The sequence below is a fragment of the Oceanihabitans sp. 2_MG-2023 genome (genome assembly GCF_030547245.1).
GTDB lineage: Bacteria > Bacteroidota > Bacteroidia > Flavobacteriales > Flavobacteriaceae > Oceanihabitans.
The window spans coordinates 26,314-46,441 of record NZ_JAUOQT010000008.1 but is presented as its reverse complement, the minus strand read 5'-3'; the positions used below and the strand labels follow the sequence as shown (position 1 = coordinate 46,441).

The window sequence follows — 20,128 nt, the reverse complement described above, 5'->3', positions numbered from 1 at the left end:
CAAAAAAATCTTCCCAAACTTTAAACAAAAAAGGGTTGTACATTAATTTTCTTTATACTATTTTTAATACTTATGACAGATGTAGAAATAGAACAAGAAAACGCAGCCATTACCAAAGCATATAAAGAATTGCTTAAAGTAAGCTACAGAACGCTTACTACCGAAGACAAAAAACTTATCCGAAAAGCTTTTGAAGTTGCTGTAGATGCACATAAAGAACAACGTAGAAAATCTGGTGAAGCTTATATTTTTCACCCTATAGCTGTTGCAAAAATTGTAGCACAAGAAATTGGCTTAGATGGCACTTCTATTGCTGCAGCACTACTTCATGATGTTGTGGAAGACAATGAAGATTATTCTATTCAAGATATCGAACAACTCTTTGGAGAGACGGTTGCCAAAATTGTAGATGGACTCACAAAAATTTCTTCGCTTAATAAAGATATGGATGTATCTATGCAAGCAGAAAACTTCCGAAAAATGCTACTCACACTTAATGATGATGTTCGTGTTATCATTATTAAAATAGCAGATAGGCTGCATAATATGCAAACTATGGAGTCTATGCGAGCAGATAAACAAGTAAAAATAGCAAGCGAAACACTATATATTTATGCACCTTTAGCACACCGAATTGGACTGTATAACATAAAAACAGAACTTGAAGATCTTGGATTAAAATACACCGAACCAGAAGTGTATAATGATATTTTGCTTAAAATGAAAGAAAGCAAAGAGGAACAAGATTTATACATCCAAGAATTTAATGATGTAATAAAAAACTCATTAGATAAAGAAAACCTTAATTATGACATAAAAGGAAGGCCCAAATCTATTTTCTCTATTCGAAGAAAAATAGTGAATCAAGGGGTTTCTTTCGATGAAGTTTACGATAAATTTGCTGTTCGTATTATTTATAAAAGCGATGCAGCAAACGAAAAATTTCTTGCTTGGAAAATCTATTCTATAGTAACCGATCATTTTAGACCAAATCCTACACGACTTCGAGATTGGATTTCCTCTCCAAAATCTACTGGTTACGAAGCTCTACACATTACTGTAATGGGACCAAAAGGACGTTGGGTAGAAGTACAAATACGTAGCGAGCGCATGAATGAAATAGCAGAAAAAGGCTATGCTGCACATTATAAATACAAAAACAAAAGTGAAAAAGAAGAAGATAGTTTAGACTCCTGGATTAACAAACTACAGGAAGCTTTAGAAAACCATGGAGCAAATGCCGTAGACTTTGTAGAGCAATTTAAACTCAACCTTTATTCTAAAGAAATATTTGTATTTACACCACAAGGAGATTTAAAATCCTTACCAAAAGGTGCTACTCCTTTAGACTTTGCCTTTAGTATTCACACCGAAGTTGGCATGAAAACAAGAGGCGCAAAAGTAAATGGAAAATTAGTGCCTTTAAGTCATGAGCTAAAAAGTGGAGATCAAGTAGATATATTAACTTCAGAAAGTGCAAAACCTAATCCGAACTGGTTAGATTATGCAACAACAGCAAGAGCTAGAAGCAAAATTAAAACTGCTTTAAAAGAAAGCACAAAATTGGTAGCAGAGGAAGGTAAAGAAATTTTAAGAAGAAAATTAAAACAACTTAAAATAACTTTAAACGAAAATTCCATAAACGAAATGGTAAGTTATTTTAAACTTAAAACAAGTTTAGATTTATTTTATCGCGTAGGTTCTGGCGCTATAGATAATATCATGCTAAAAGAATATGCTTCCTCCAGAAGCAATGCTTTTGTAAGTTATTTAAAGAATAAAATTTCTAGAAAAGCCAATTTAAGTAAAGAAGAAATTGAAAAAGACGAAATAACAAATAAATACGACTTACTCGTTTTTGGTAAAGAAGAAGAAAAACTGGATTATAAATTGGCAGTATGCTGTAATCCAATTCCTGGAGATCCCGTTTTTGGTTTTTTAACCGTTAATGAAGGTATTAAAGTACATAAAAAAAATTGCCCTAATGCAGTTAGTTTACAATCTAATTATGCATATAGAATTTTATCTGCAAAATGGATAGATTCTAGTCAACAAGAATTCTCTGCACAAATTATACTTTCTGGTATCGATAATTTAGGTTTAGTAAATAATATTACTAAATTAATATCGGCAAACATGCATGTTAATATGAAAAGCATTAGTTTTCAAAGTGATGATGGTATATTTTCTGGAAAAATCAATGTAGTAGTAAAAAACAAAAACTTATTAACAAAACTTATGAATAACCTTAAAAAAATTAATGGAATTGATAAGGTTAAAAGAGTATAAAAAGTGTAAATTTACGCCGAAATTATGAGTGTAAAAACAGATACAAAAAACCAAGAAATTGTAAAAAATGTATTCACAAAATTTCTAGAAAGTAAAGGGCATCGTAAAACGCCTGAGCGTTACGCTATTCTTCAAGAAATTTATAATAGTGATGTACATTTTGACATTGAGTCGCTATACCTAAACATGAAAAACAAAAAGTATCGTGTTAGTAGAGCCACTCTTTATAATACAATAGAATTACTTCTAGAATGTGCATTGGTGAGAAAACACCAGTTTGGACAAAGTCAGGCACACTATGAAAAATCTTATTTCGATAAACAACACGATCACGTAATTCTTACAGACACTGGAGAAGTTATCGAGTTTTGCGATCCTAGAATTCAATCTATCAAAAAAACAATTGAAGAAGTTTTTGATATTGAAATCAATAATCACTCGCTCTACTTTTACGGCACAAAAAAAGCAACTAAATAACTAAATTATAATGGCAGTAGATTTACTACTAGGTTTACAATGGGGAGACGAAGGCAAAGGAAAAATTGTCGATGTTTTAACCGCTAACTACAATATTATTGCACGTTTTCAAGGTGGTCCAAACGCTGGACACACACTAGAATTCGATGGTATAAAACACGTTTTAAGAACCATTCCTTCCGGGATTTTTCACGACGAATCTATAAATGTAATTGGTAACGGTGTAGTTATAGATCCTGTTGTTTTTGCAAAAGAATTAGAAGGTTTAGATCAATTTAATTTAGATTATAAAACCAAGCTTATCATTTCTAGAAAAGCACACGTAATTTTACCAACGCATAGACTTTTAGATGCAGCAAGTGAAGCTTCTAAAGGAAAAGCAAAAATTGGTTCTACCTTAAAAGGAATTGGACCAACATACATGGATAAAACGGGTAGAAACGGAATTCGTGTTGGCGATTTAGAACTAAGTGATTGGAAAGAAAAATACAGAGCTTTAGCAAACAAGCACGAAGCAATGATTGCCTTTTATAATGTAGATGTACAATATGACTTAGAAGAAATGGAAGCGGAATTTTTTGAATCTGTTGAAGTTTTAAAGTCTTTACAATTTATAGATTCTGAAGAATACTTATACCAAGCACAAAAATCTGGAAAAAGTATTCTTGCAGAAGGAGCACAAGGATCGCTATTAGATATCGATTTTGGAACCTATCCTTTTGTAACGTCAAGTAACACTACAGCAGCTGGAGCATGTACAGGCTTAGGTGTTGCTCCTAACCAAATTGGCGATGTGTATGGTATTTTTAAAGCCTACACTACAAGAGTTGGTTCTGGGCCATTCCCAACGGAGCTTTTTGATTCTGTTGGAGAAGACATGGCAAGAATTGGTCATGAATTTGGAGCAGTTACTGGAAGAGCTAGACGTTGTGGCTGGCTTGATTTAGTAGCGTTAAAATATGCTTGTCAAGTAAATGGTGTTACTAAATTAATGATGATGAAAGGCGACGTGCTTTCTGGTTTTAAAACCCTTAAAATTTGTACAGCATATAAATATAAAGGAGAAACGATTACACATTTACCTTACAATATAGAACCAGAAAATCTTACTCCTATTTATTCAGATTTTAAAGGATGGAAAGAAGATTTAACACAAATGACTAATAAAGAACAGTTTCCAAAAGAGCTAAATGAATATATTGCTTTTCTTGAAAAAGAATTAGAAATCCCTATCCATGTGGTTTCTGTTGGTCCAGATAGAAAACAGACTATTTTTATGTAGTTACATTATTGTATATTATTGCTTACCTAGAGAAGCAAACTTATAAAAAACAAAACCTGTCTATATATATACTAGACAGGTTTTTTTATTTAAAAAATTAAAGTTTATTTTTTAAGCATACTAAATGTTTTTTGTTGCATTCCATTTAAAACCTTTACATAATAAACTCCAGCTTCAAAAGCACTTAAATCTACATTTTCATTATAAATTTCTTGTTTTAACAATTGCCCAAGAGTATTATAAATATATACTGTAGTTCCTTCCGTAGAGAGTCCTTTTAAAAATATAGTATTAGTTGTTGGGTTTGGGTAAACAGCTATATTATTTACATCAGATTCTATTTCATTTTCTAAAGACAATGTTGGATCATTAATCACTAACCTTGGCTTATCTGCATTAGAAGCAGCAGTATCTGTACTATAAATAAAGCTAGCTAGATCTTCTTGATTAGAAACAAGTTTTATAGAAATCACTGTATCTCCATTTGTAATGTGATCAGAAACAACAGTAGTAAGATCAAATTCAATTACGTTGCCTACATTATTTGTTGTAGTTAAGGAAGCGCCAACAACTGCTGGTGCATTATTCCATTTTATACCTCCATTAGACCATGAATCATTTACTAAAAAAGCAGTATAATTCCTTGTTACAGCAGGACTACTCTCTAAAGTAAGTCTTAATTTTGCTGAAGTTACAGATGGTAAAGATGCTATATTAAATTTTAAATACGAATGCCTAACATGTGAAGTATTATCAGTATCTGCACTAATAATTAATCTTTTAGTTCCATAGTTTACACCTGGATTTGTGTTCCAAGTATAAGAATCTGCTGAAGCAATAATTGTTGTTTGAGAAAAACTAAGAACACTTTGCAAAATAAATAGTAAGAACAAAAATGATTTTAATGAAATTATTTTCATGTTTTTTTGGGAAAAATTAATTATCTGTACAAAAAAAACATAAATATGATGTAAATCATTATAATAAAAAGAACAATAACAAAATTTCGATAAATTACATTTTAAACAGATAAAACCACCCTAATCATACGATTTCCGTTAGCTAATATAAAGAACACACCATATTTATATCGTACTACCTTTACGAGTATAGCCAAGCAATTTTATAAAAATCAAACCTATTTTATAAATACTAGAGAGATTTTTTACTATTAAAAAATTCTTAATCTATAATACCACATCATAATAATAGTTATTTTTACCACAAATTATAGATTTTGAAGCTAAAGCATATATATACACTCTTACTATTTTTTATATTTATTGTTGCACAAGCGCAACAGCAAATAGAAATTAAATACTCCGGTTTTTTAGAATTTAAAGAAGAAGACAGTCCTGGTTTAAAAATCATGACGCGTGATGATTCTGGTCAAATTCATATTGTACACGAAGGCGTAGACATGTGGTGTGATCAAGCACTACTCTACTCTAACGAGAATTTTGTAGAAGCCTACGGAAACGTAAAAATGGTACAAGGAGACAGTATCAATATGACATCTAAATATGTAGAATACAGCGGCAAAACAAAACTAGCTTTTGCTAGCGGAGAGGTTATTTTAAAAGAACCAGCTTCTACATTAACAACTGATACTTTGTATTTTGATCGTGCTAAACAACAATCCTTTTACAAAAGCGGCGGAAAAGTAGTTCGAGATTCTTCAGGAACAATTACAAGTAAAATTGGCAGGTATTACATGAATGCTAAAAAATACCAATTTGTAAAAAAGGTAAAACTGGTAAATCCGGACTATACCATAGATACAGAACAATTAGATTTTTACACAGAAACCGGTCATGCATTCCTTTATGGGCCTTCAACAATAGTTACCGAAGACAGCAAAATATATTGTGAAAAAGGCTTCTACAATACAGAAACCAAACAAGGCTATGCGGTAAAAAAATCTAAAATAGATTACGAAAATCGCCTATTTGAAGGTGATAGTATGTACTTTGACAATAATAGAAGTTTTGCTTCGGCTACAAATAATATAAAAGTTACAGACACCATAAACAACAGTATTGTAAAAGGACATTATGCCGAAATTTACAAACTAAAAGATTCTGTTTTTATTACAAAACGTGCTTTAGCTATTTCGCTACAAGAAAATGATTCGGTGTATATACATGCAGACACGTTAATGGTTACTGGAAAAGCAGAAAACAGAATAACTAGAGCATTTAAAAACGCGAAGTTTTACAAATCGGATATGAGCGGAAAGGCAGATTCCATACACGCAAACCATCAAACAGGATTAACAGAACTTATCAATCTTTCTAACGTAAACTCTAAAGATGCTTTTGTAACCAAGAGGCAACCAGTTCTTTGGAATCTTGGCAACCAGATGACTGGAGATACCATTCAGCTTAAATCGAATCCTAAAACAGAAAAATTAGATTCCCTCATCGTTTTCGATAACGCTTTCATTATTAGCAAAGACACGCTAGGAGCCGGATTTAATCAAATTACAGGAAAAATACTAATCGGACTTTTTTCTGAAGAAAACACCTTAAAACAAGTAGACATTAACAAAAATGCAGAATCCATTTATTTCGCTAGAAATGATGAAAATGAATTAGTTGGAATAGACAAATCCAAATCCGGAAGCATTATGATGCTTTTTGCTAATGGGGAAATTGAAGAACTTCGAAAAATCAGACAAGTAGACGGAAAGACATATCCTGAATCCCAGTTTCCAAAAAACGTTAGAAAATTACGCGGTTTTGATTGGAGAGAAGAAGAAAGACCCAAAAGTGTAGAAGACTTATTTAGTGATGACCCACCTTTAAACCTCCCCATTATTAAAGGTTTAGAAGATTATGTTCCACAAGAAGACTTTTTTGATAAGGAAATGCTAGATAGAATAGAAAAAGCAGATGAAGCAGAAGCAAAAAAATCAAAAAAAACTATAGCAAGCCCTAAAGCTTCTAGAAATGTTCCTAATAAAAAATTAAAAAAAGGAGCTACACTTCCGCTAAACGTTGTAAAGAAAATACAACCACAATTAATAGAATCTAAAGAAGAATAAACATTAAAAAAGATTTCTTAACATACCAAGCACAAACGTCACCACATCCATTAGCAATGGAAATATCCCAAGCTAAAGGGTCCTACATCTACGACAGCAACAATAAAGCTTATTTAGATTTTGTTGCGGGTGTTTCTGCATGTACACTTGGGCATAAACACCCAAAAGTAATTGCTGCGCTTAAAGAACAAATAGACAAATATTTACATGTAATGGTTTATGGAGAATATATACAAAAACCAGCTGTAGAACTTACAAAACTTTTAGCAAAACACTTACCTAAATCTTTAGAAAAAACATACTTAACAAACTCTGGTACAGAAGCAATAGAAGGTGCGTTAAAATTAGCAAAACGAGCTACAGGAAGAAGCCAAATTATTGCTGCAAAAAAAGCATATCATGGCAATACAATGGGAGCAATGAGTGTTATGGGTTTTGAAGAACGCAAACAAGCATTTAGACCTTTACTTCCTGATGTTTCCTTTATTACATTTAATAATGAAGCACAACTAGAAAAAATCACCAATAAAACCGCATGTGTTATTTTAGAAACCATTCAAGGTGGGGCAGGTTTTATAGCACCAACAAATAACTATTTACAAAAAGTAGAAGCTCGTTGTAAAAAAGTAGGTGCACTTTTTATTTTAGACGAAATTCAACCTGGTGTTGGGCGCACTGGAAAATTATTCGGGTTTCAAAACTACAATTGCACTCCAGATATTTTAGTAACTGGAAAAGGACTTGGTGGCGGAATGCCAATTGGTGCATTTACAGCTTCAGCTGCACTTATGGATTTATTACAAGACAATCCAAAACTTGGACATATAACTACATTTGGTGGTCACCCTGTAATTGCTGCTGCTGCATTAGCAACTTTAAAAGAAGTAACCCAAAGCAATCTAATTGCATTAACTCTTGAAAAAGAAGCACTATTTAGAAAACATTTAGTACACCCACTAATTACAGAAATTAGAGGAAAAGGCTTAATGCTTGCTGCAATAACTTCTTCTGCAGAAATAACAAATCAAGTAATCTTACGTTCTCAAGACGCAGGATTAATTCTGTTTTGGCTACTTTTTGAACCAAAAGCAATCCGAATTACTCCACCTTTAACCATTTCTAACCAAGAAATTATTGAAGGTTGTGGCATTATTCTTGCTATTTTAAATACAATAGAACCAAACAAGTAATTCATAACTTTCTGTTTATCAACAACAAACACCAACAAAAAGCACTGTTCATTACTTTGTTAAAAAGATTTAGCACATTTTACATTATTAGCTAATTAGAATAGTACATTTATTATAGAAGAACCATACTTATTGCCTATGGAGTTTAGTCAAAACGACAACAACAATTTACCACTTACTAAATTTGAATCGATGCTAAAAACAAACAATGTGTTGTTTTTCGATTCAGAGGAGTTCGAGAATATTATACACCACTACCTTAACCAAGGTAAGGTTGCTTTAGCAAAAAAAGCCATTAAATTAGGCCTTGAACAGCATCCTACCTCTATAAACTTAAGATTATTTAAAGTGGAAGTTTATATTTTTGAAAACGAATTAACGAAAGCAGATAAACTTTTAAATGAGCTTCATAATTTAGAACCTCAAAACGAAGAAATCTATATTCAAAAAGCTAATATTTTTTCTAAACAAGATAATCATGCAAAAGCTGTAGATGTATTAATAAGTGCATTAGAATTTGCAGATGAAACAACAGATTTATATTCTTTAATTGGTATGGAATATCTGTTTTTAGATAAATTTGAAGAAGCCAAACAAAACTTCATGAAATGCTTAGAACAAGACCTTGAAGATTATTCTGCACTATATAATATGATTTATTGTTTCGATTTTCTAGATGAAAATGATGAAGCAATCGCCTACCTAAATGACTATTTAAATAAGAATCCATACTGTGAAGTTGCTTGGCATCAATTAGGCAAACAATATTATACCACTAAAGAATACACTAAAGCTCTTGCCGCTTATGATTTTGCAATTATTTCGGACGATACATTTGTTGGCGCATATCTAGAAAAAGGAAAAGTTCTAGAAAAGCTAAAAAGATTTAATGATGCTATAGAAAGTTACACTTTATCTTTACAACTAGATGATCCTACCTCCTTTGCTTTATTACGCATTGCTCAATGCTATGAAAAATTAGGAAATAACGAATTAGCGGTTCAATATTTTTATAAAACGGTACATGAAGACCCATTATTAGATAAAGGATGGATTGCAATCACAAAGTTTTATAACAAAAAGAAAAACTACAATAAAGCTTTATACTATATAAATAAAGCTATAAATATAGACACAGAAAATGTGATCTATTGGAAACTATATGCTCAAATAAACCATCGCTTAAACTTTTTAGAAGAAGCAGAACGTGGATATAAAAAAGTATTAGAATTAGGGAATTACGAAGTAGACACTTGGATTACTCGAGGAGACATTCTTTTAAAACTTGGAGAAACCGAAGCCGCAATTTATAACTTTTTACAAGCAGTTGAATTTCATCCAGAAAACGCAGAATTAGAATACAGACTTGGTGGCCTATACTTTTTACAACATGAAACAGAAAAGGGAACCTTTCACTTAAAAAATGCAACGCGTTCAAATCCTGAATACGTTTTTATTATTGAAGAACTTTTCCCTAATGTTTTTAATAAGCCTATGGTGAAAAAGTTACTAAAATTAAAATAATGCAAAAATTGTCTTCTTAAAATATTACCTTTGGTTTAAGCAAAAAATCAAAGCATGCAAAGACGGTTTATAGACTACTTAATCATATCTTTTAAAGGAATTGCAATGGGTGCAGCAGATGCTGTTCCTGGTGTTTCAGGTGGCACAATAGCCTTTATTTCTGGAATTTACGAAGAGCTAATAACAACCATTAGCAATGTAAATCTAAACACACTTAAAATTTTAAAAACCGAAGGTATTTCTGCCTTTTGGCAAAAAGTAAATGGTAACTTTTTACTAGCACTGCTAATAGGAATGATCATCAGCTTTGCTTCTTTTATGAAGCTTGCTAAATATCTAATAGAACAACATCCTATCTTAATTTGGTCCTTCTTTTTTGGACTAATTATAGCTAGTATTCTTTTTATAGGTAAACAAATTACGAAATGGAACTTGGCTGCCATTTTAGCCGTAATAATTGGTGCAGTACTAGCCTTCTACATAACTTCTTTGCCATCTATGGCTAGCAGCAACAATCCTTACTTTTTATTTTTTGCTGGTGCAATTGCCATTTGCGCAATGATTTTACCAGGAATTTCGGGCTCATTTATTTTAGTAATTCTTGGTGCTTACAAAACTTTAAGTCTTGCAATCGATAGTTTAGATATCAAAAAAATAGCCATTTTCGCTTTTGGTGCAATTGTAGGACTATTAAGTTTTTCACGTGTTTTAAAATGGTTATTTAAAAATTATCACAATATAACATTAGCAGTATTAACTGGTTTTATTTTTGGCTCGCTAAACAAGGTTTGGCCATGGAAAAAAACGGTCTCTGTTATGAGCGATACTACTGGTGAAATTATTCCATTTTCTAGTCTTAGTGATTTAGGAACTCTTTCTGTGTACCAAAAAACTATTCAAAATTTTGAGAGCTATAAAACAATTGTTGAAAAAAGTATTTTACCTTCTAATTTTTCAGAAATAAACCAGACAAATGCTCAATTATTAACAGCAGTTGCCTTAATGATCACTGGATTTTTAACCATTTTTATTCTAGAAAAAATAGGTAATAAAGTAAAATAAATGCAAAGTACTAGAACATTTACAGACAAAATATTTCTAGTCTTAAAAGGATTAGGAATGGGAGCTGCGAACAAAGTTCCCGGTGTTTCTGGGGGTGTAGTTGCTTTTGTTGCTGGTTTCTATGAAGAGTTTATTTATTCACTTCAAAAAATAAATGGTAAAGCATTTAAGCTTTTTATTAATGGAAGATTTAAAAGTTTCTTTACCTACATTAATGGTCGATTTTTAAGTTTGTTATTCTTCGGAATGATTATAAGTTATTTTAGTATTTCAAAAATATTAGATTATTTAATTATCCATTACGAACTTTATGTTTGGAGTGTTTTTTTCGGAATGATAATAGGCTCCATATACTACATTAGTAAAGATTTTGAAGACTGGAATTACAAAACCTATCTTGCTCTATTTATCGGAATTACAATTGGTATTAGCATAAGTTTTTTAGATCCTGCTAAAGAAAACGACAATCTATGGTTTGTATTTATCTGCGGTATTATTAGTGTTTCGGGTATGACTCTCCCTGGTTTTTCTGGCTCTTTTATTCTAATTCTTTTAGGTAATTACGTATTACTTTTAGTAGATTCTGTAAACGCTTTATATGATAGTTTTGCAGATATGCTTAAAGGCGATTTTTCGTTTATGCAAAATTCAGAACGTCTAAGAATGTTAAAAGTACTTACTGTATTTACATTAGGATCTTTTACTGGTTTAGTAACATTTTCGCATGTATTAAGTTATATATTAAAAAACTATAAAAGCATAACAACAGCTTCCATAATTGGTTTTATTGTTGGATCTCTGGGTGTTGTTTGGCCTTTTAAAAAAACAGTCTATAAAACATATGAAGACGGTAGTTTTTTAACAGATTCTACAGGAACAAAAATTATAGAAAACTACAAGCGCTTTATACCAGAATTAAATCAAGAAACGTACCTTGCTATTCTATTTACAATACTAGGGATTGCTATCGTTTTAGCTATAGAATTCTACGGACAAAAAACAAGAAAAACAAATGCGTAAATTTGGATTAATAGGAAAAAACATCGATTACTCATTCTCGCAATCTTATTTTACTGCAAAGTTTAAAGCAGAAGAAATAACGGATGCCAACTACCAAAACTTTGACTTAGAAAGCATAACAGATTTCCCTTCACTTTTAGAAGATAGTAACATTAAAGGCTTTAATATTACTATTCCCTACAAAGAACTTATTATTCCGTATGTAGATAAATTAGATAAAAATGCTAAAAAAATTGGCGCAATAAACACCATAAAATTCACCAAAAAAGGCAAACTAAAAGGATACAACACAGACTACTATGGTTTTAAAAATTCCTTACTACCACATCTAAAACCACACCATACATCTGCACTAATTTTAGGCACTGGAGGCGCTAGCAAAGCGATAGCTTATGCCTTAAAAAAATTAAACATTTCTTATACCTATGTTTCTAGAAACGCAACAAAAGAGAATCAAATTTCTTACCAACAGCTAACAGAAACAATCCTAAAAAAGAATACTATAATAGTAAACTGTACACCATTAGGCACCTATCCAGACATAAAAGCGTGTCCAAATATTCCTTACCAAGCAATCACAGAAAAACACTTGCTTTTTGATCTTATTTATAATCCAGAAGAATCTACATTTTTAAAGTATGGAAAGCAAAAAAAAGCAACCATAATTAATGGCTACAAAATGCTACAATTACAAGCAGAAAAATCTTGGCAAATCTGGAACAAGTAATGAATACGAATACTCCTTAAAATTCATTTAGTTAATACTAGCTTCTTTTTTGAAAATATAAGCCTTGTTTAGTATCTTTAACGCTAGAGTACTTTTACGAACCAATCATTTTTATAATGTCAGAGAAAGATAACCTGCTACAAGCAGACGGAAAACAAGAAAATCAGTCTACAGAAAATTCTACTACAACAGAAGAAAACCATGTAACGATACCAACAGAAAATCAGGACACGCAAGAAAATCAGGATGAAGTTTTAAATGAAATTGAAGCTGTAAACGCTGAAGATGCTGAAGACGAAGACACAAAAGACAGACATGAGATAGAGGTAAAAGACTATCATGCTATGGATTTAGAAGGCTTAACTGCAGAACTTGAAAAATTGGTTACAAATGAAAAAGTGCAAGCCATAAAAAAACATGTTGAAGACATAAGAGCAGAGTTTAAAGCCAAATTCAACACACTTTTAGACGAAAAGAAGGAAGAGTTTTTAAATGAAGGTGGCAATGAAATCGATTTTCATTACTCAAACCCTATTCATAAACAATTTAAAGAAACCTATTTTGTATATCGCGACAAATTAAATGCTCACTACAAAAGCATTGAAAAAAGCCATAAAGATAATCTAGAAGAACGATTACGTATTATAGAAGAAATTAAAGGTTTAATTAATGTTGAAGAAAATATTAATACCACCTATAACCATTTTAAAGAACTGCAAGAACAATGGAGAAATGCAGGATCAATACCAAGAGATAAATACAATAATGCTTGGAATACCTATCATCATCATGTAGAAATTTTTTATGATTTTTTACATTTAAATAGAGATTTACGTGATTTAGACTTTAAACATAATTTAGATAAAAAGCTTAAAATTATTGAAAGAGCAGAAGAACTTGCACAAGACGATAATTTAAATCGTGCTTTTAGAGAACTTCAGGTATTACACAAACTCTGGAAAGAAGATTTAGGACCTGTTGCAAAAGAACATAGAGACGATATTTGGAATAGATTTAAAGCTGCTACCAAAATTATTCATGATAAACGTCAAGATTATTTTAAAGACTTAGACAAGATTTACGAATTAAATTTAGAAACCAAACATGCTATTATTGCCAAAATTGAAAGCATTTCTAAACAGCCAGTAAAATCACATAGCGCTTGGCAAGGCAAAATAAAAGAAATAGAAGCATTACGGAAAGAGTTTTTTAGCGCAGGAAAAGTTCCTGTAAAAGTAAACGAAGCAACTTGGTCTAAATTTAAAGATGTAGTTAGAGACTTTAATAGAAACAAAAATGCTTTTTATAAAGATTTAAAAAAAGAACAACATACCAATCTAGATAAAAAACTAGCTTTAATTAAAATTGCTGAGGACAATAAGGATAACGATGATTTTGAAACGACCACTCCTTTAATGAAAAAAATTCAAGAGGAATGGAAAAACATTGGTCATGTACCGAGAAGAGATAGTGATAAAATATGGAAACAATTTAAAAGTGCTTGCAATCATTATTTTAATAAGTTTCATGCGATAAAGGATGCAGAAAACAAAGAAGGCTTCGAGGTTTACAATAAAAAGAAAGAGCTATTAGAAACCATGAAGTCATTAGAAATGACTGGTGAAAATGATAAAGACTTAAAAAGTATAAAAGATCATATTGCACAATGGAAAGCCTTAGGTAGCGTACCACCAAACAAACGCTATATAGAAGGAAAATTTAGTAAAACTTTAGACTCTTTATTTGATGCACTTAAAATGGATAAAGCGGAAGCTGAAATGATGAAGTTTGAAAACAAATTAGAAAACTTAAGTAACGCTAAAGACAGTAGATTTTTAGATAATGAGCGCTCCTTTATTAGAAAGAAAATTGACGAAGTAAAAGGAGAAATTAATCAATTAGAAAATAATCTTCAGTTTTTCACCAATGTTAAAGACGATAATCCTTTAGTTAAAGAAGTCCATAAAAATATAAACAAGCATAAAGAATCTTTAGAGCTTTGGAAAAATAAACTTCGTAAAATCAAAGAACTTTACTAAATTACAAGGCATTATATAAAAACTAAATCCTATTTGAATAACTAAAATTCAAATAGGATTAGTTCCTAACTAAACTAACTAAACTGTTATTTTTTACTACTAAAAAATAACATTGATAATAGAATGACACTTTTAAGAATTTGATCTGCTATTAACCTACTCATGAAAGTAGTGCCATTTGTAGTATATACGGTAGAAAATTAATTTTGGATTATATTAATAAAAAAAAACTATATTTTTTTTGCTTCTTCCCAAAAAACATCCATTTCTGCAAGCGTCATATCCTTTAAATTTTTATTCAAAGACTTCGCTTTTTCTTCTAAATACTGAAAACGTTTAATAAACTTTTTATTAGTACGCTCTAATGCATTCTCTGGGTTTATATTTAAAAATCTAGCATAATTTATCATTGAAAATAAAACATCCCCAAATTCACTTTCCATAGCCTCTTGGTTTTCTGCTTTTACTTCCTCTTGAAATTCATGAAGCTCCTCTTCTACTTTTTCCCAAACTTGGCTTGGTTGCTCCCAATCAAATCCCACACCAGCAACTTTATCTTGAATTCTATTTGCTTTTACTAGAGCTGGTAAGCTTTTTGGCACACCTTCTAGCACACTATTTTTTCCTTCTTTAAGTTTTAAGTTTTCCCAATTTCGTTTTACATCCGCTTCATTTTCTACTTTAACATCTCCATAAATATGTGGATGTCTATGTATTAATTTATCGCAAATTTCATTACAAACATCTGCTATATCAAAGGCTTTGGTTTCACTCCCAATCTTTGCATAAAAAACAATATGTAATAATACGTCTCCTAATTCCTTTTTTACTTCTTCTAAATCTTTATCTAAAATAGCATCTCCTAATTCATAGGTTTCTTCAATAGTTAAATGACGTAGAGTCTCCATAGTCTGTTTTTTATCCCATGGGCATTGTTCGCGTAATTCGTCCATAATAGTTAATAATCTATCAAAGGCTTTCAATTGGTTGTCTCTAGAATTCATATATCGCGTTTTGGTAAATTTACAAACAAAAAATCCAACTACATAAGTTGGATTTTTTTAATATTTTAATTGAGAATGTTATTCTTCTTCCTCCGAAGAAGCTTCTGCTTTATCAAAGTCTAACATATCATGCTTTTCTAATAAGTTATACCATTGAATGATTTTTTTAATATCACTAGCATATACTCTATCTTCATCATAATCTGGTAATACTTCAAAAAAGTATTCTTCTAACTTATCTTTACTTTCTTTATGACTAATAGAAGTTGATTTACCGTTTTCTTTTTCTTTTATTTTATTAAAAACCTCTCTTAAAGGTAATTCTTCTTGCAGTGTATACACCGCTATTTCACTTAAAATACTAACGTTATGTTGCATATTTACAGAAATCTTTTTCTTATCTAATAAAGATTCTGCAATAAAGCCACCACGTGTTTGTGCAATTAATTTATATAATCCTGGTCTTCCAGAAATGGATAATACTTTTTCTAAGCTCATATACTTATTTTTTTAAAGATGGCAAATATCAAATGTTTGCCATTGCAAAACAAATTTTATCGTTTCTTTTTTTGGTTAGGAAATCGCATTTTATAATCTACTCCTATTTTTCCTTTAGATATGTTTGTTAGCTTTCCTTTAATTAAACGTTTTTTTAATGAAGATAGTTTGTCTGTAAATAAAATACCTTCAATATGATCATACTCATGCTGAATAACACGAGCTATTAAACCATCGTATGTTTCGGTATGTTTTTCAAAGTTTTCATCGAAATACTCGATAGTAATCTCTGGTTTTCTAAAGACGTCTTCTCGTACATCAGGAATACTTAAACAACCTTCATTAAAAGCCCATTCATCTCCTTTTTCTTCTAAAATCTTTGCATTTATAAAGGTTTTTTTAAACCCTTTAAATTGTTCCTGTTCTTCTTTAGAAAAAGATTCGTCTTCGGCAAAAGGTTCTGCATCTACTAAAAACATACGAATTGGTAATCCAATTTGTGGAGCTGCTAAACCTAGACCCAAAGCGCCATACATCGTTTCGTACATATTAGAAATTAACTCGTCTAATTTTGGGTAATCTTTAGTAATGTCTGTTGCTGTTTTTTTTAAAACAGGATCTCCATAAGCTACAATAGGTAATATCATGAGGTATTTTAAATAATTTCATGCAAAAATACAATACTTACTTAACTACTTGGCTAAAAAGTATAAAAAAACTCCTTAAAATTTAAGGAGTTTTTTAGGTAATAGAAGTAATTATACTAATTCATAATAATTATTTTCCTAGTAATTGTTGCTAAATCTGTAACAATTTGTGCTATATAAATACCGTTTTCTAAATTAGAAACATCTACAGATAGCTGGTTTAAATGTGACTTATTAGTACTTAGCATTTTCTTTCCTGTAACATTATACACTTCTACTTTTACAGAAGTATTTACACCTATTTCAATATGTAAGTTATCGCCACGTGTAACTGGATTAGGATATACTTTTAGCATGGATTTAAAAATTAATTCAAATTCTTCTGCAGATAATGTTCCACCTGAATATTCACAAATAGAAAAACCAAAGTCTACAGCTATATTTTCTGTATCGGCTAATGATGATCCAGAAGACAATTCATAAACAGATAATTGATCTTGACAAGATGTTTGTGTAAAGGTGGAGGACTCAACGGTCACTGTTGTTGGTCTATCGACACAATTTGAAGATCCTGCTTCATATATAAAATATAGATTAGAAGGAGTTGCATATCCCGTTGGAGGACAAAATTGTGCGTGAATTTGTGTAAACGAGAATAATGCCAATACAAGCATTGTAAAGTAGTGATTTTTCATAAGTTAATAAATTTGGGTTGCAACAAATATATACGCACAAACTTATAACTATCTAATTTTTAGACAACTGAATAAAAATTCTCGTTAAATGAATTTTTTTTGCTTTTTTAATCGATAAAATACATACTAAACGATTAAAAAAAGTAAAATCTATTTTGAATACAGATAACTTTGTAAAATAATAGTAGCACTAATCTCATCAACTAATGCTTTATTCTTACGCTTTTTTTTAGATAAACCAGAATCTATCATTGTTTGAAAAGCCATTTTAGAAGTAAAGCGTTCATCTACACGCTGCATCGGCATCTCGGGAAAAGCAATAGTGAATTTTTTAATAAAAGCTTGAATTGCGACTTCACTTTCAGAAACCTCATTATTCATTTGCTTAGGCTCACCTATTAGAATTAGCTCTACTTTTTCTAAAGAAAAATAGTCTTTTAAAAAAGTAATTAACTCTTTAGTATCTATTGTAGTTAAACCAGAAGCAATAATTTGCAATTCGTCTGTTACTGCTATTCCTGTTCTTTTGGTACCAAAGTCTAATGCTAAAATTCTTGCCATACAAATTCTCAAAAAAGGAGAGTTATTTTAATAAGTTATTATTATTATTTTACAAAAATAAGGCTAATTTTATTGTTTTGGTATTTATACTATATTTTTAATACAACCTTTTATATAAACCAATTATAGATTTATCTTTGCAAAACTAAAATTTGAAACAATAGCAGTTTTCGTATTAATGAAAATGCAAATATATAATAGCAATGAAAGAATTACAACAGCTAATTGAAACAGCTTGGAACAACAGAGATTTATTAAAAGAACCACAAACTATTTCTGCAATTAAGGAGGTTGTAAACCTTTTAGATTTAGGGAAACTTAGAGTAGCAGAACCAACTACAGATGGTTGGCAAGTAAATGAATGGGTAAAAAAAGCAGTAGTTTTATATTTTCCTATTCAAAAAATGGAAACCCTTGAGGTTGGTATTTTCGAGTATCATGATAAAATACCACTAAAAACAGGATATGCAGAAAAAGGAATTCGTGTAGTACCAAATGCAGTTGCTAGACATGGAGCATATATTTCTCCTGGAACCATTTTAATGCCAAGTTACGTTAATATTGGAGCATATGTAGACGAAGGAACAATGGTAGACACATGGGCAACTGTTGGTAGTTGTGCGCAAATTGGCAAGAATGTACATCTTTCTGGTGGTGTTGGTATTGGTGGTGTTTTAGAACCTTTACAAGCTGCACCTGTTGTTATTGAAGATGGAGCTTTTATAGGTTCACGTTGTATTGTGGTAGAAGGTGTTCGCGTAGAAAAAGAAGCGGTTTTAGGTGCTAATGTGGTACTAACTATGAGTACTAAAATTATAGACGTTACTGGAGATGAACCGATAGAAACCAAAGGAGTTGTACCAGCGCGTTCTGTTGTAATTCCTGGAAGTTACACTAAGAAATTTGCTGCAGGAGAATTTCAAGTACCTTGTGCTTTAATTATAGGCAAACGTAAAGAGAGTACAGATAAGAAGACTTCTTTAAATGATGCTTTACGTGAATATGATGTAGCTGTTTAAAAACAAACAAAAATTTAATTATAAACCGCTTTGAAATTTCATTGCGGTTTTTTTATAAAAACACTTCTTATAAAAGCTTTTTACTTTTACTATATTTGTTGAAACCTAAAAATTAATGATTAAGAGTATTCGTAAATTTACATTAAGAACGCTTAGAAAAATGCGATTTCTACCCTCTAAATTATATGTAAAATACCATTATGAATACTTTTCAGGAAAAAAATTAAATTTAGAAAACCCGATTGAGTTTAATGCTAAAATTGAATGGTACAAGGTTTTTTATCGTCCAAAAATACTAACACTACTAGCAGATAAACATGCTGTTAGATCTTATGTTGAAAAAAAAATTGGCGCACAATATCTTAATGAACTTTATGCTGTTTATGATAACGTTAATAACATAGATTTTAATAAATTACCAAACAAATTTGTAGTTAAAGCTAATCATACCAACAACCATAATTTAATTGTTACCAATAAAAATAAGCTAGATACTAAAAAAGCAAAAAATCTATTTAACAAATGGTTAAGTAAAAACCAATACTACCGAAAAGGTCAAGAATGGGCTTATAAGGACATAAAGCCTAAAATTATAATTGAAAAATTCTTAAAAGAAAATAACAAAAACTCATTAGTAGATTATAAATTTTATTGCTTTAACGGAAAACCAAAGTTTATTGATGTGCATATAGATAGAGATGAAGACCATAAACAAGGTTGTTTTGATTTAGAATTTAATATATTACCCTTTGGTAAAAGTAAAAACTACAAAAGCATTTCTTCTGATATAGAAAAACCTAGCAATCTTCAAGAAATGGCAATGCTTTCTGAAAAATTAGCAGACAAGTTACCCTTCGTTCGTGTAGATTTTTATTCGATAAACGGAAAATCTATTTTTGGGGAAATGACCTTTTACCCATCAGATGCAAGAAAAGAGTTTTATCCTGAAGCATACAATAAAATCATAGGAGATTATTTTATACTACCAAAACAAGAAAATAAAAACCACGTTATTACCAAAGTAAATTAATTTTACTTTTAATTAATT

Annotated in this window: 18 protein-coding genes; 12 read left to right on the top strand and 6 right to left on the bottom strand. The window is 30.7% G+C overall.

Annotated elements, in window-relative coordinates; genetic code table 11:
• The first annotated feature begins 72 nt into the window (after nucleotides 1-72).
• Genes Q4512_RS14335 through Q4512_RS14325 form a run of 3 tightly spaced genes read left to right on the top strand, consistent with a single transcriptional unit; the run spans nucleotide 73 to nucleotide 4,048 of the window.
• The gene (locus tag Q4512_RS14335; protein WP_303425880.1) at nucleotides 73-2,289 is read left to right on the top strand and encodes a bifunctional (p)ppGpp synthetase/guanosine-3',5'-bis(diphosphate) 3'-pyrophosphohydrolase; all 2,217 of its coding nucleotides are present in this window, start codon (nucleotides 73-75) and stop codon (nucleotides 2,287-2,289) included.
• Nucleotides 2,290-2,313: 24 nt separating this feature from the next.
• Nucleotides 2,314-2,766: a Fur family transcriptional regulator gene (locus tag Q4512_RS14330; protein ID WP_303425878.1), complete on the top strand. Its 453-nt coding sequence runs from the start codon at nucleotides 2,314-2,316 to the stop codon at nucleotides 2,764-2,766.
• Nucleotides 2,767-2,776: 10 nt separating this feature from the next.
• On the top strand, nucleotides 2,777-4,048 hold the full coding sequence (locus Q4512_RS14325; protein ID WP_303425876.1) for an adenylosuccinate synthase: 1,272 nt from the start codon (nucleotides 2,777-2,779) through the stop codon (nucleotides 4,046-4,048).
• Between the two features lie 104 nt (nucleotides 4,049-4,152).
• On the opposite strand, the gene Q4512_RS14320 is transcribed toward Q4512_RS14325, so the two are convergent.
• Entirely contained in the window at nucleotides 4,153-4,968 is an 816-nt protein-coding gene (locus Q4512_RS14320) for a DNRLRE domain-containing protein (RefSeq protein ID WP_303425875.1), read from the bottom strand.
• A 317-nt stretch (nucleotides 4,969-5,285) separates the two neighbouring features.
• Between Q4512_RS14320 and Q4512_RS14315 the strand changes: the two genes are divergently transcribed.
• The 7 genes from Q4512_RS14315 to Q4512_RS14285 all read left to right on the top strand — a co-directional run bounded on the left by Q4512_RS14315 (nucleotide 5,286) and on the right by Q4512_RS14285 (nucleotide 14,656).
• On the top strand, nucleotides 5,286-7,094 hold the full coding sequence (locus Q4512_RS14315; RefSeq protein WP_303425873.1) for an OstA-like protein: 1,809 nt from the start codon (nucleotides 5,286-5,288) through the stop codon (nucleotides 7,092-7,094).
• A gap of 56 nt (nucleotides 7,095-7,150) precedes the next feature.
• Nucleotides 7,151-8,284 carry an aspartate aminotransferase family protein gene (locus tag Q4512_RS14310; RefSeq protein WP_407941826.1) on the top strand — a complete coding sequence of 378 codons (1,134 nt, stop codon included), beginning with the start codon at nucleotides 7,151-7,153 and terminating at the stop codon, nucleotides 8,282-8,284.
• A gap of 138 nt (nucleotides 8,285-8,422) precedes the next feature.
• Nucleotides 8,423-9,808, top strand: a complete 1,386-nt coding sequence (locus Q4512_RS14305; RefSeq protein ID WP_303425871.1) for a lipopolysaccharide assembly protein LapB — start codon at nucleotides 8,423-8,425, stop codon at nucleotides 9,806-9,808.
• A gap of 54 nt (nucleotides 9,809-9,862) precedes the next feature.
• A complete protein-coding gene (locus Q4512_RS14300; RefSeq protein WP_303425869.1) occupies nucleotides 9,863-10,870 on the top strand; it encodes a DUF368 domain-containing protein in 1,008 nt (335 codons plus the stop codon).
• Nucleotides 10,871-11,890 (top strand): DUF368 domain-containing protein, encoded by a 1,020-nt coding sequence (locus tag Q4512_RS14295; RefSeq protein WP_303425867.1) that lies wholly within the window; start codon nucleotides 10,871-10,873, stop codon nucleotides 11,888-11,890. It abuts the gene before it with no gap.
• Complete coding sequence (locus tag Q4512_RS14290; RefSeq protein WP_303425865.1) at nucleotides 11,883-12,617, top strand: shikimate dehydrogenase; 735 nt, start codon at nucleotides 11,883-11,885, stop codon at nucleotides 12,615-12,617. The genes Q4512_RS14295 and Q4512_RS14290 overlap by 8 nt, the downstream gene beginning before the upstream one ends.
• Before the next feature lie 116 nt (nucleotides 12,618-12,733).
• The gene (locus Q4512_RS14285; RefSeq protein WP_303425863.1) at nucleotides 12,734-14,656 is read left to right on the top strand and encodes a DUF349 domain-containing protein; all 1,923 of its coding nucleotides are present in this window, start codon (nucleotides 12,734-12,736) and stop codon (nucleotides 14,654-14,656) included.
• 230 nt (nucleotides 14,657-14,886) lie between these two features.
• On the opposite strand, the gene mazG is transcribed toward Q4512_RS14285, so the two are convergent.
• From mazG to ruvX, 5 genes are all read right to left on the bottom strand, one after another.
• Nucleotides 14,887-15,660: a nucleoside triphosphate pyrophosphohydrolase gene (gene mazG, locus Q4512_RS14280; protein ID WP_303425861.1), complete on the bottom strand. Its 774-nt coding sequence runs from the start codon at nucleotides 15,658-15,660 to the stop codon at nucleotides 14,887-14,889.
• Between the two features lie 78 nt (nucleotides 15,661-15,738).
• Nucleotides 15,739-16,158, bottom strand: a complete 420-nt coding sequence (locus Q4512_RS14275) for a DUF5606 domain-containing protein (protein ID WP_303425859.1) — start codon at nucleotides 16,156-16,158, stop codon at nucleotides 15,739-15,741.
• 56 nt (nucleotides 16,159-16,214) lie between these two features.
• Nucleotides 16,215-16,805: a peptide deformylase gene (def, locus tag Q4512_RS14270; RefSeq protein ID WP_303425857.1), complete on the bottom strand. Its 591-nt coding sequence runs from the start codon at nucleotides 16,803-16,805 to the stop codon at nucleotides 16,215-16,217.
• 116 nt (nucleotides 16,806-16,921) lie between these two features.
• Nucleotides 16,922-17,500 carry a T9SS type A sorting domain-containing protein gene (locus Q4512_RS14265; RefSeq protein ID WP_303425856.1) on the bottom strand — a complete coding sequence of 193 codons (579 nt, stop codon included), beginning with the start codon at nucleotides 17,498-17,500 and terminating at the stop codon, nucleotides 16,922-16,924.
• A 150-nt stretch (nucleotides 17,501-17,650) separates the two neighbouring features.
• On the bottom strand, nucleotides 17,651-18,061 hold the full coding sequence (gene ruvX / locus Q4512_RS14260) for a Holliday junction resolvase RuvX (RefSeq protein WP_303425854.1): 411 nt from the start codon (nucleotides 18,059-18,061) through the stop codon (nucleotides 17,651-17,653).
• A 203-nt stretch (nucleotides 18,062-18,264) separates the two neighbouring features.
• On the opposite strand from ruvX, the gene Q4512_RS14255 reads away from it, so the two are divergent.
• Nucleotides 18,265-19,080 carry a 2,3,4,5-tetrahydropyridine-2,6-dicarboxylate N-succinyltransferase gene (locus Q4512_RS14255; protein ID WP_303425853.1) on the top strand — a complete coding sequence of 272 codons (816 nt, stop codon included), beginning with the start codon at nucleotides 18,265-18,267 and terminating at the stop codon, nucleotides 19,078-19,080.
• Nucleotides 19,081-19,240: 160 nt separating this feature from the next.
• Nucleotides 19,241-20,110 carry an ATP-grasp fold amidoligase family protein gene (locus Q4512_RS14250; protein WP_303425851.1) on the top strand — a complete coding sequence of 290 codons (870 nt, stop codon included), beginning with the start codon at nucleotides 19,241-19,243 and terminating at the stop codon, nucleotides 20,108-20,110.
• Nucleotides 20,111-20,128 lie beyond the last annotated feature (18 nt).

Bases quoted from the DNA above. Each gene is read 5' to 3' on its own strand.
- Q4512_RS14335 (WP_303425880.1), top strand. From the start codon at position 73: ATGACAGATGTAGAAATAGAACAAGAAAACGCAGCCATTACCAAAGCA.
- Q4512_RS14330 (WP_303425878.1), top strand. From the start codon at position 2,314: ATGAGTGTAAAAACAGATACAAAAAACCAAGAAATTGTAAAAAATGTA.
- Q4512_RS14325 (WP_303425876.1), top strand. From the start codon at position 2,777: ATGGCAGTAGATTTACTACTAGGTTTACAATGGGGAGACGAAGGCAAA.
- Q4512_RS14320 (WP_303425875.1), bottom strand. From the start codon at position 4,968: ATGAAAATAATTTCATTAAAATCATTTTTGTTCTTACTATTTATTTTG.
- Q4512_RS14310 (WP_407941826.1), top strand. From the start codon at position 7,151: ATGGAAATATCCCAAGCTAAAGGGTCCTACATCTACGACAGCAACAAT.
- Q4512_RS14305 (WP_303425871.1), top strand. From the start codon at position 8,423: ATGGAGTTTAGTCAAAACGACAACAACAATTTACCACTTACTAAATTT.
- Q4512_RS14300 (WP_303425869.1), top strand. From the start codon at position 9,863: ATGCAAAGACGGTTTATAGACTACTTAATCATATCTTTTAAAGGAATT.
- Q4512_RS14295 (WP_303425867.1), top strand. From the start codon at position 10,871: ATGCAAAGTACTAGAACATTTACAGACAAAATATTTCTAGTCTTAAAA.
- Q4512_RS14290 (WP_303425865.1), top strand. From the start codon at position 11,883: ATGCGTAAATTTGGATTAATAGGAAAAAACATCGATTACTCATTCTCG.
- Q4512_RS14285 (WP_303425863.1), top strand. From the start codon at position 12,734: ATGTCAGAGAAAGATAACCTGCTACAAGCAGACGGAAAACAAGAAAAT.
- mazG (WP_303425861.1), bottom strand. From the start codon at position 15,660: ATGAATTCTAGAGACAACCAATTGAAAGCCTTTGATAGATTATTAACT.
- Q4512_RS14275 (WP_303425859.1), bottom strand. From the start codon at position 16,158: ATGAGCTTAGAAAAAGTATTATCCATTTCTGGAAGACCAGGATTATAT.
- def (WP_303425857.1), bottom strand. From the start codon at position 16,805: ATGATATTACCTATTGTAGCTTATGGAGATCCTGTTTTAAAAAAAACA.
- Q4512_RS14265 (WP_303425856.1), bottom strand. From the start codon at position 17,500: ATGAAAAATCACTACTTTACAATGCTTGTATTGGCATTATTCTCGTTT.
- ruvX (WP_303425854.1), bottom strand. From the start codon at position 18,061: ATGGCAAGAATTTTAGCATTAGACTTTGGTACCAAAAGAACAGGAATA.
- Q4512_RS14255 (WP_303425853.1), top strand. From the start codon at position 18,265: ATGAAAGAATTACAACAGCTAATTGAAACAGCTTGGAACAACAGAGAT.
- Q4512_RS14250 (WP_303425851.1), top strand. From the start codon at position 19,241: ATGCGATTTCTACCCTCTAAATTATATGTAAAATACCATTATGAATAC.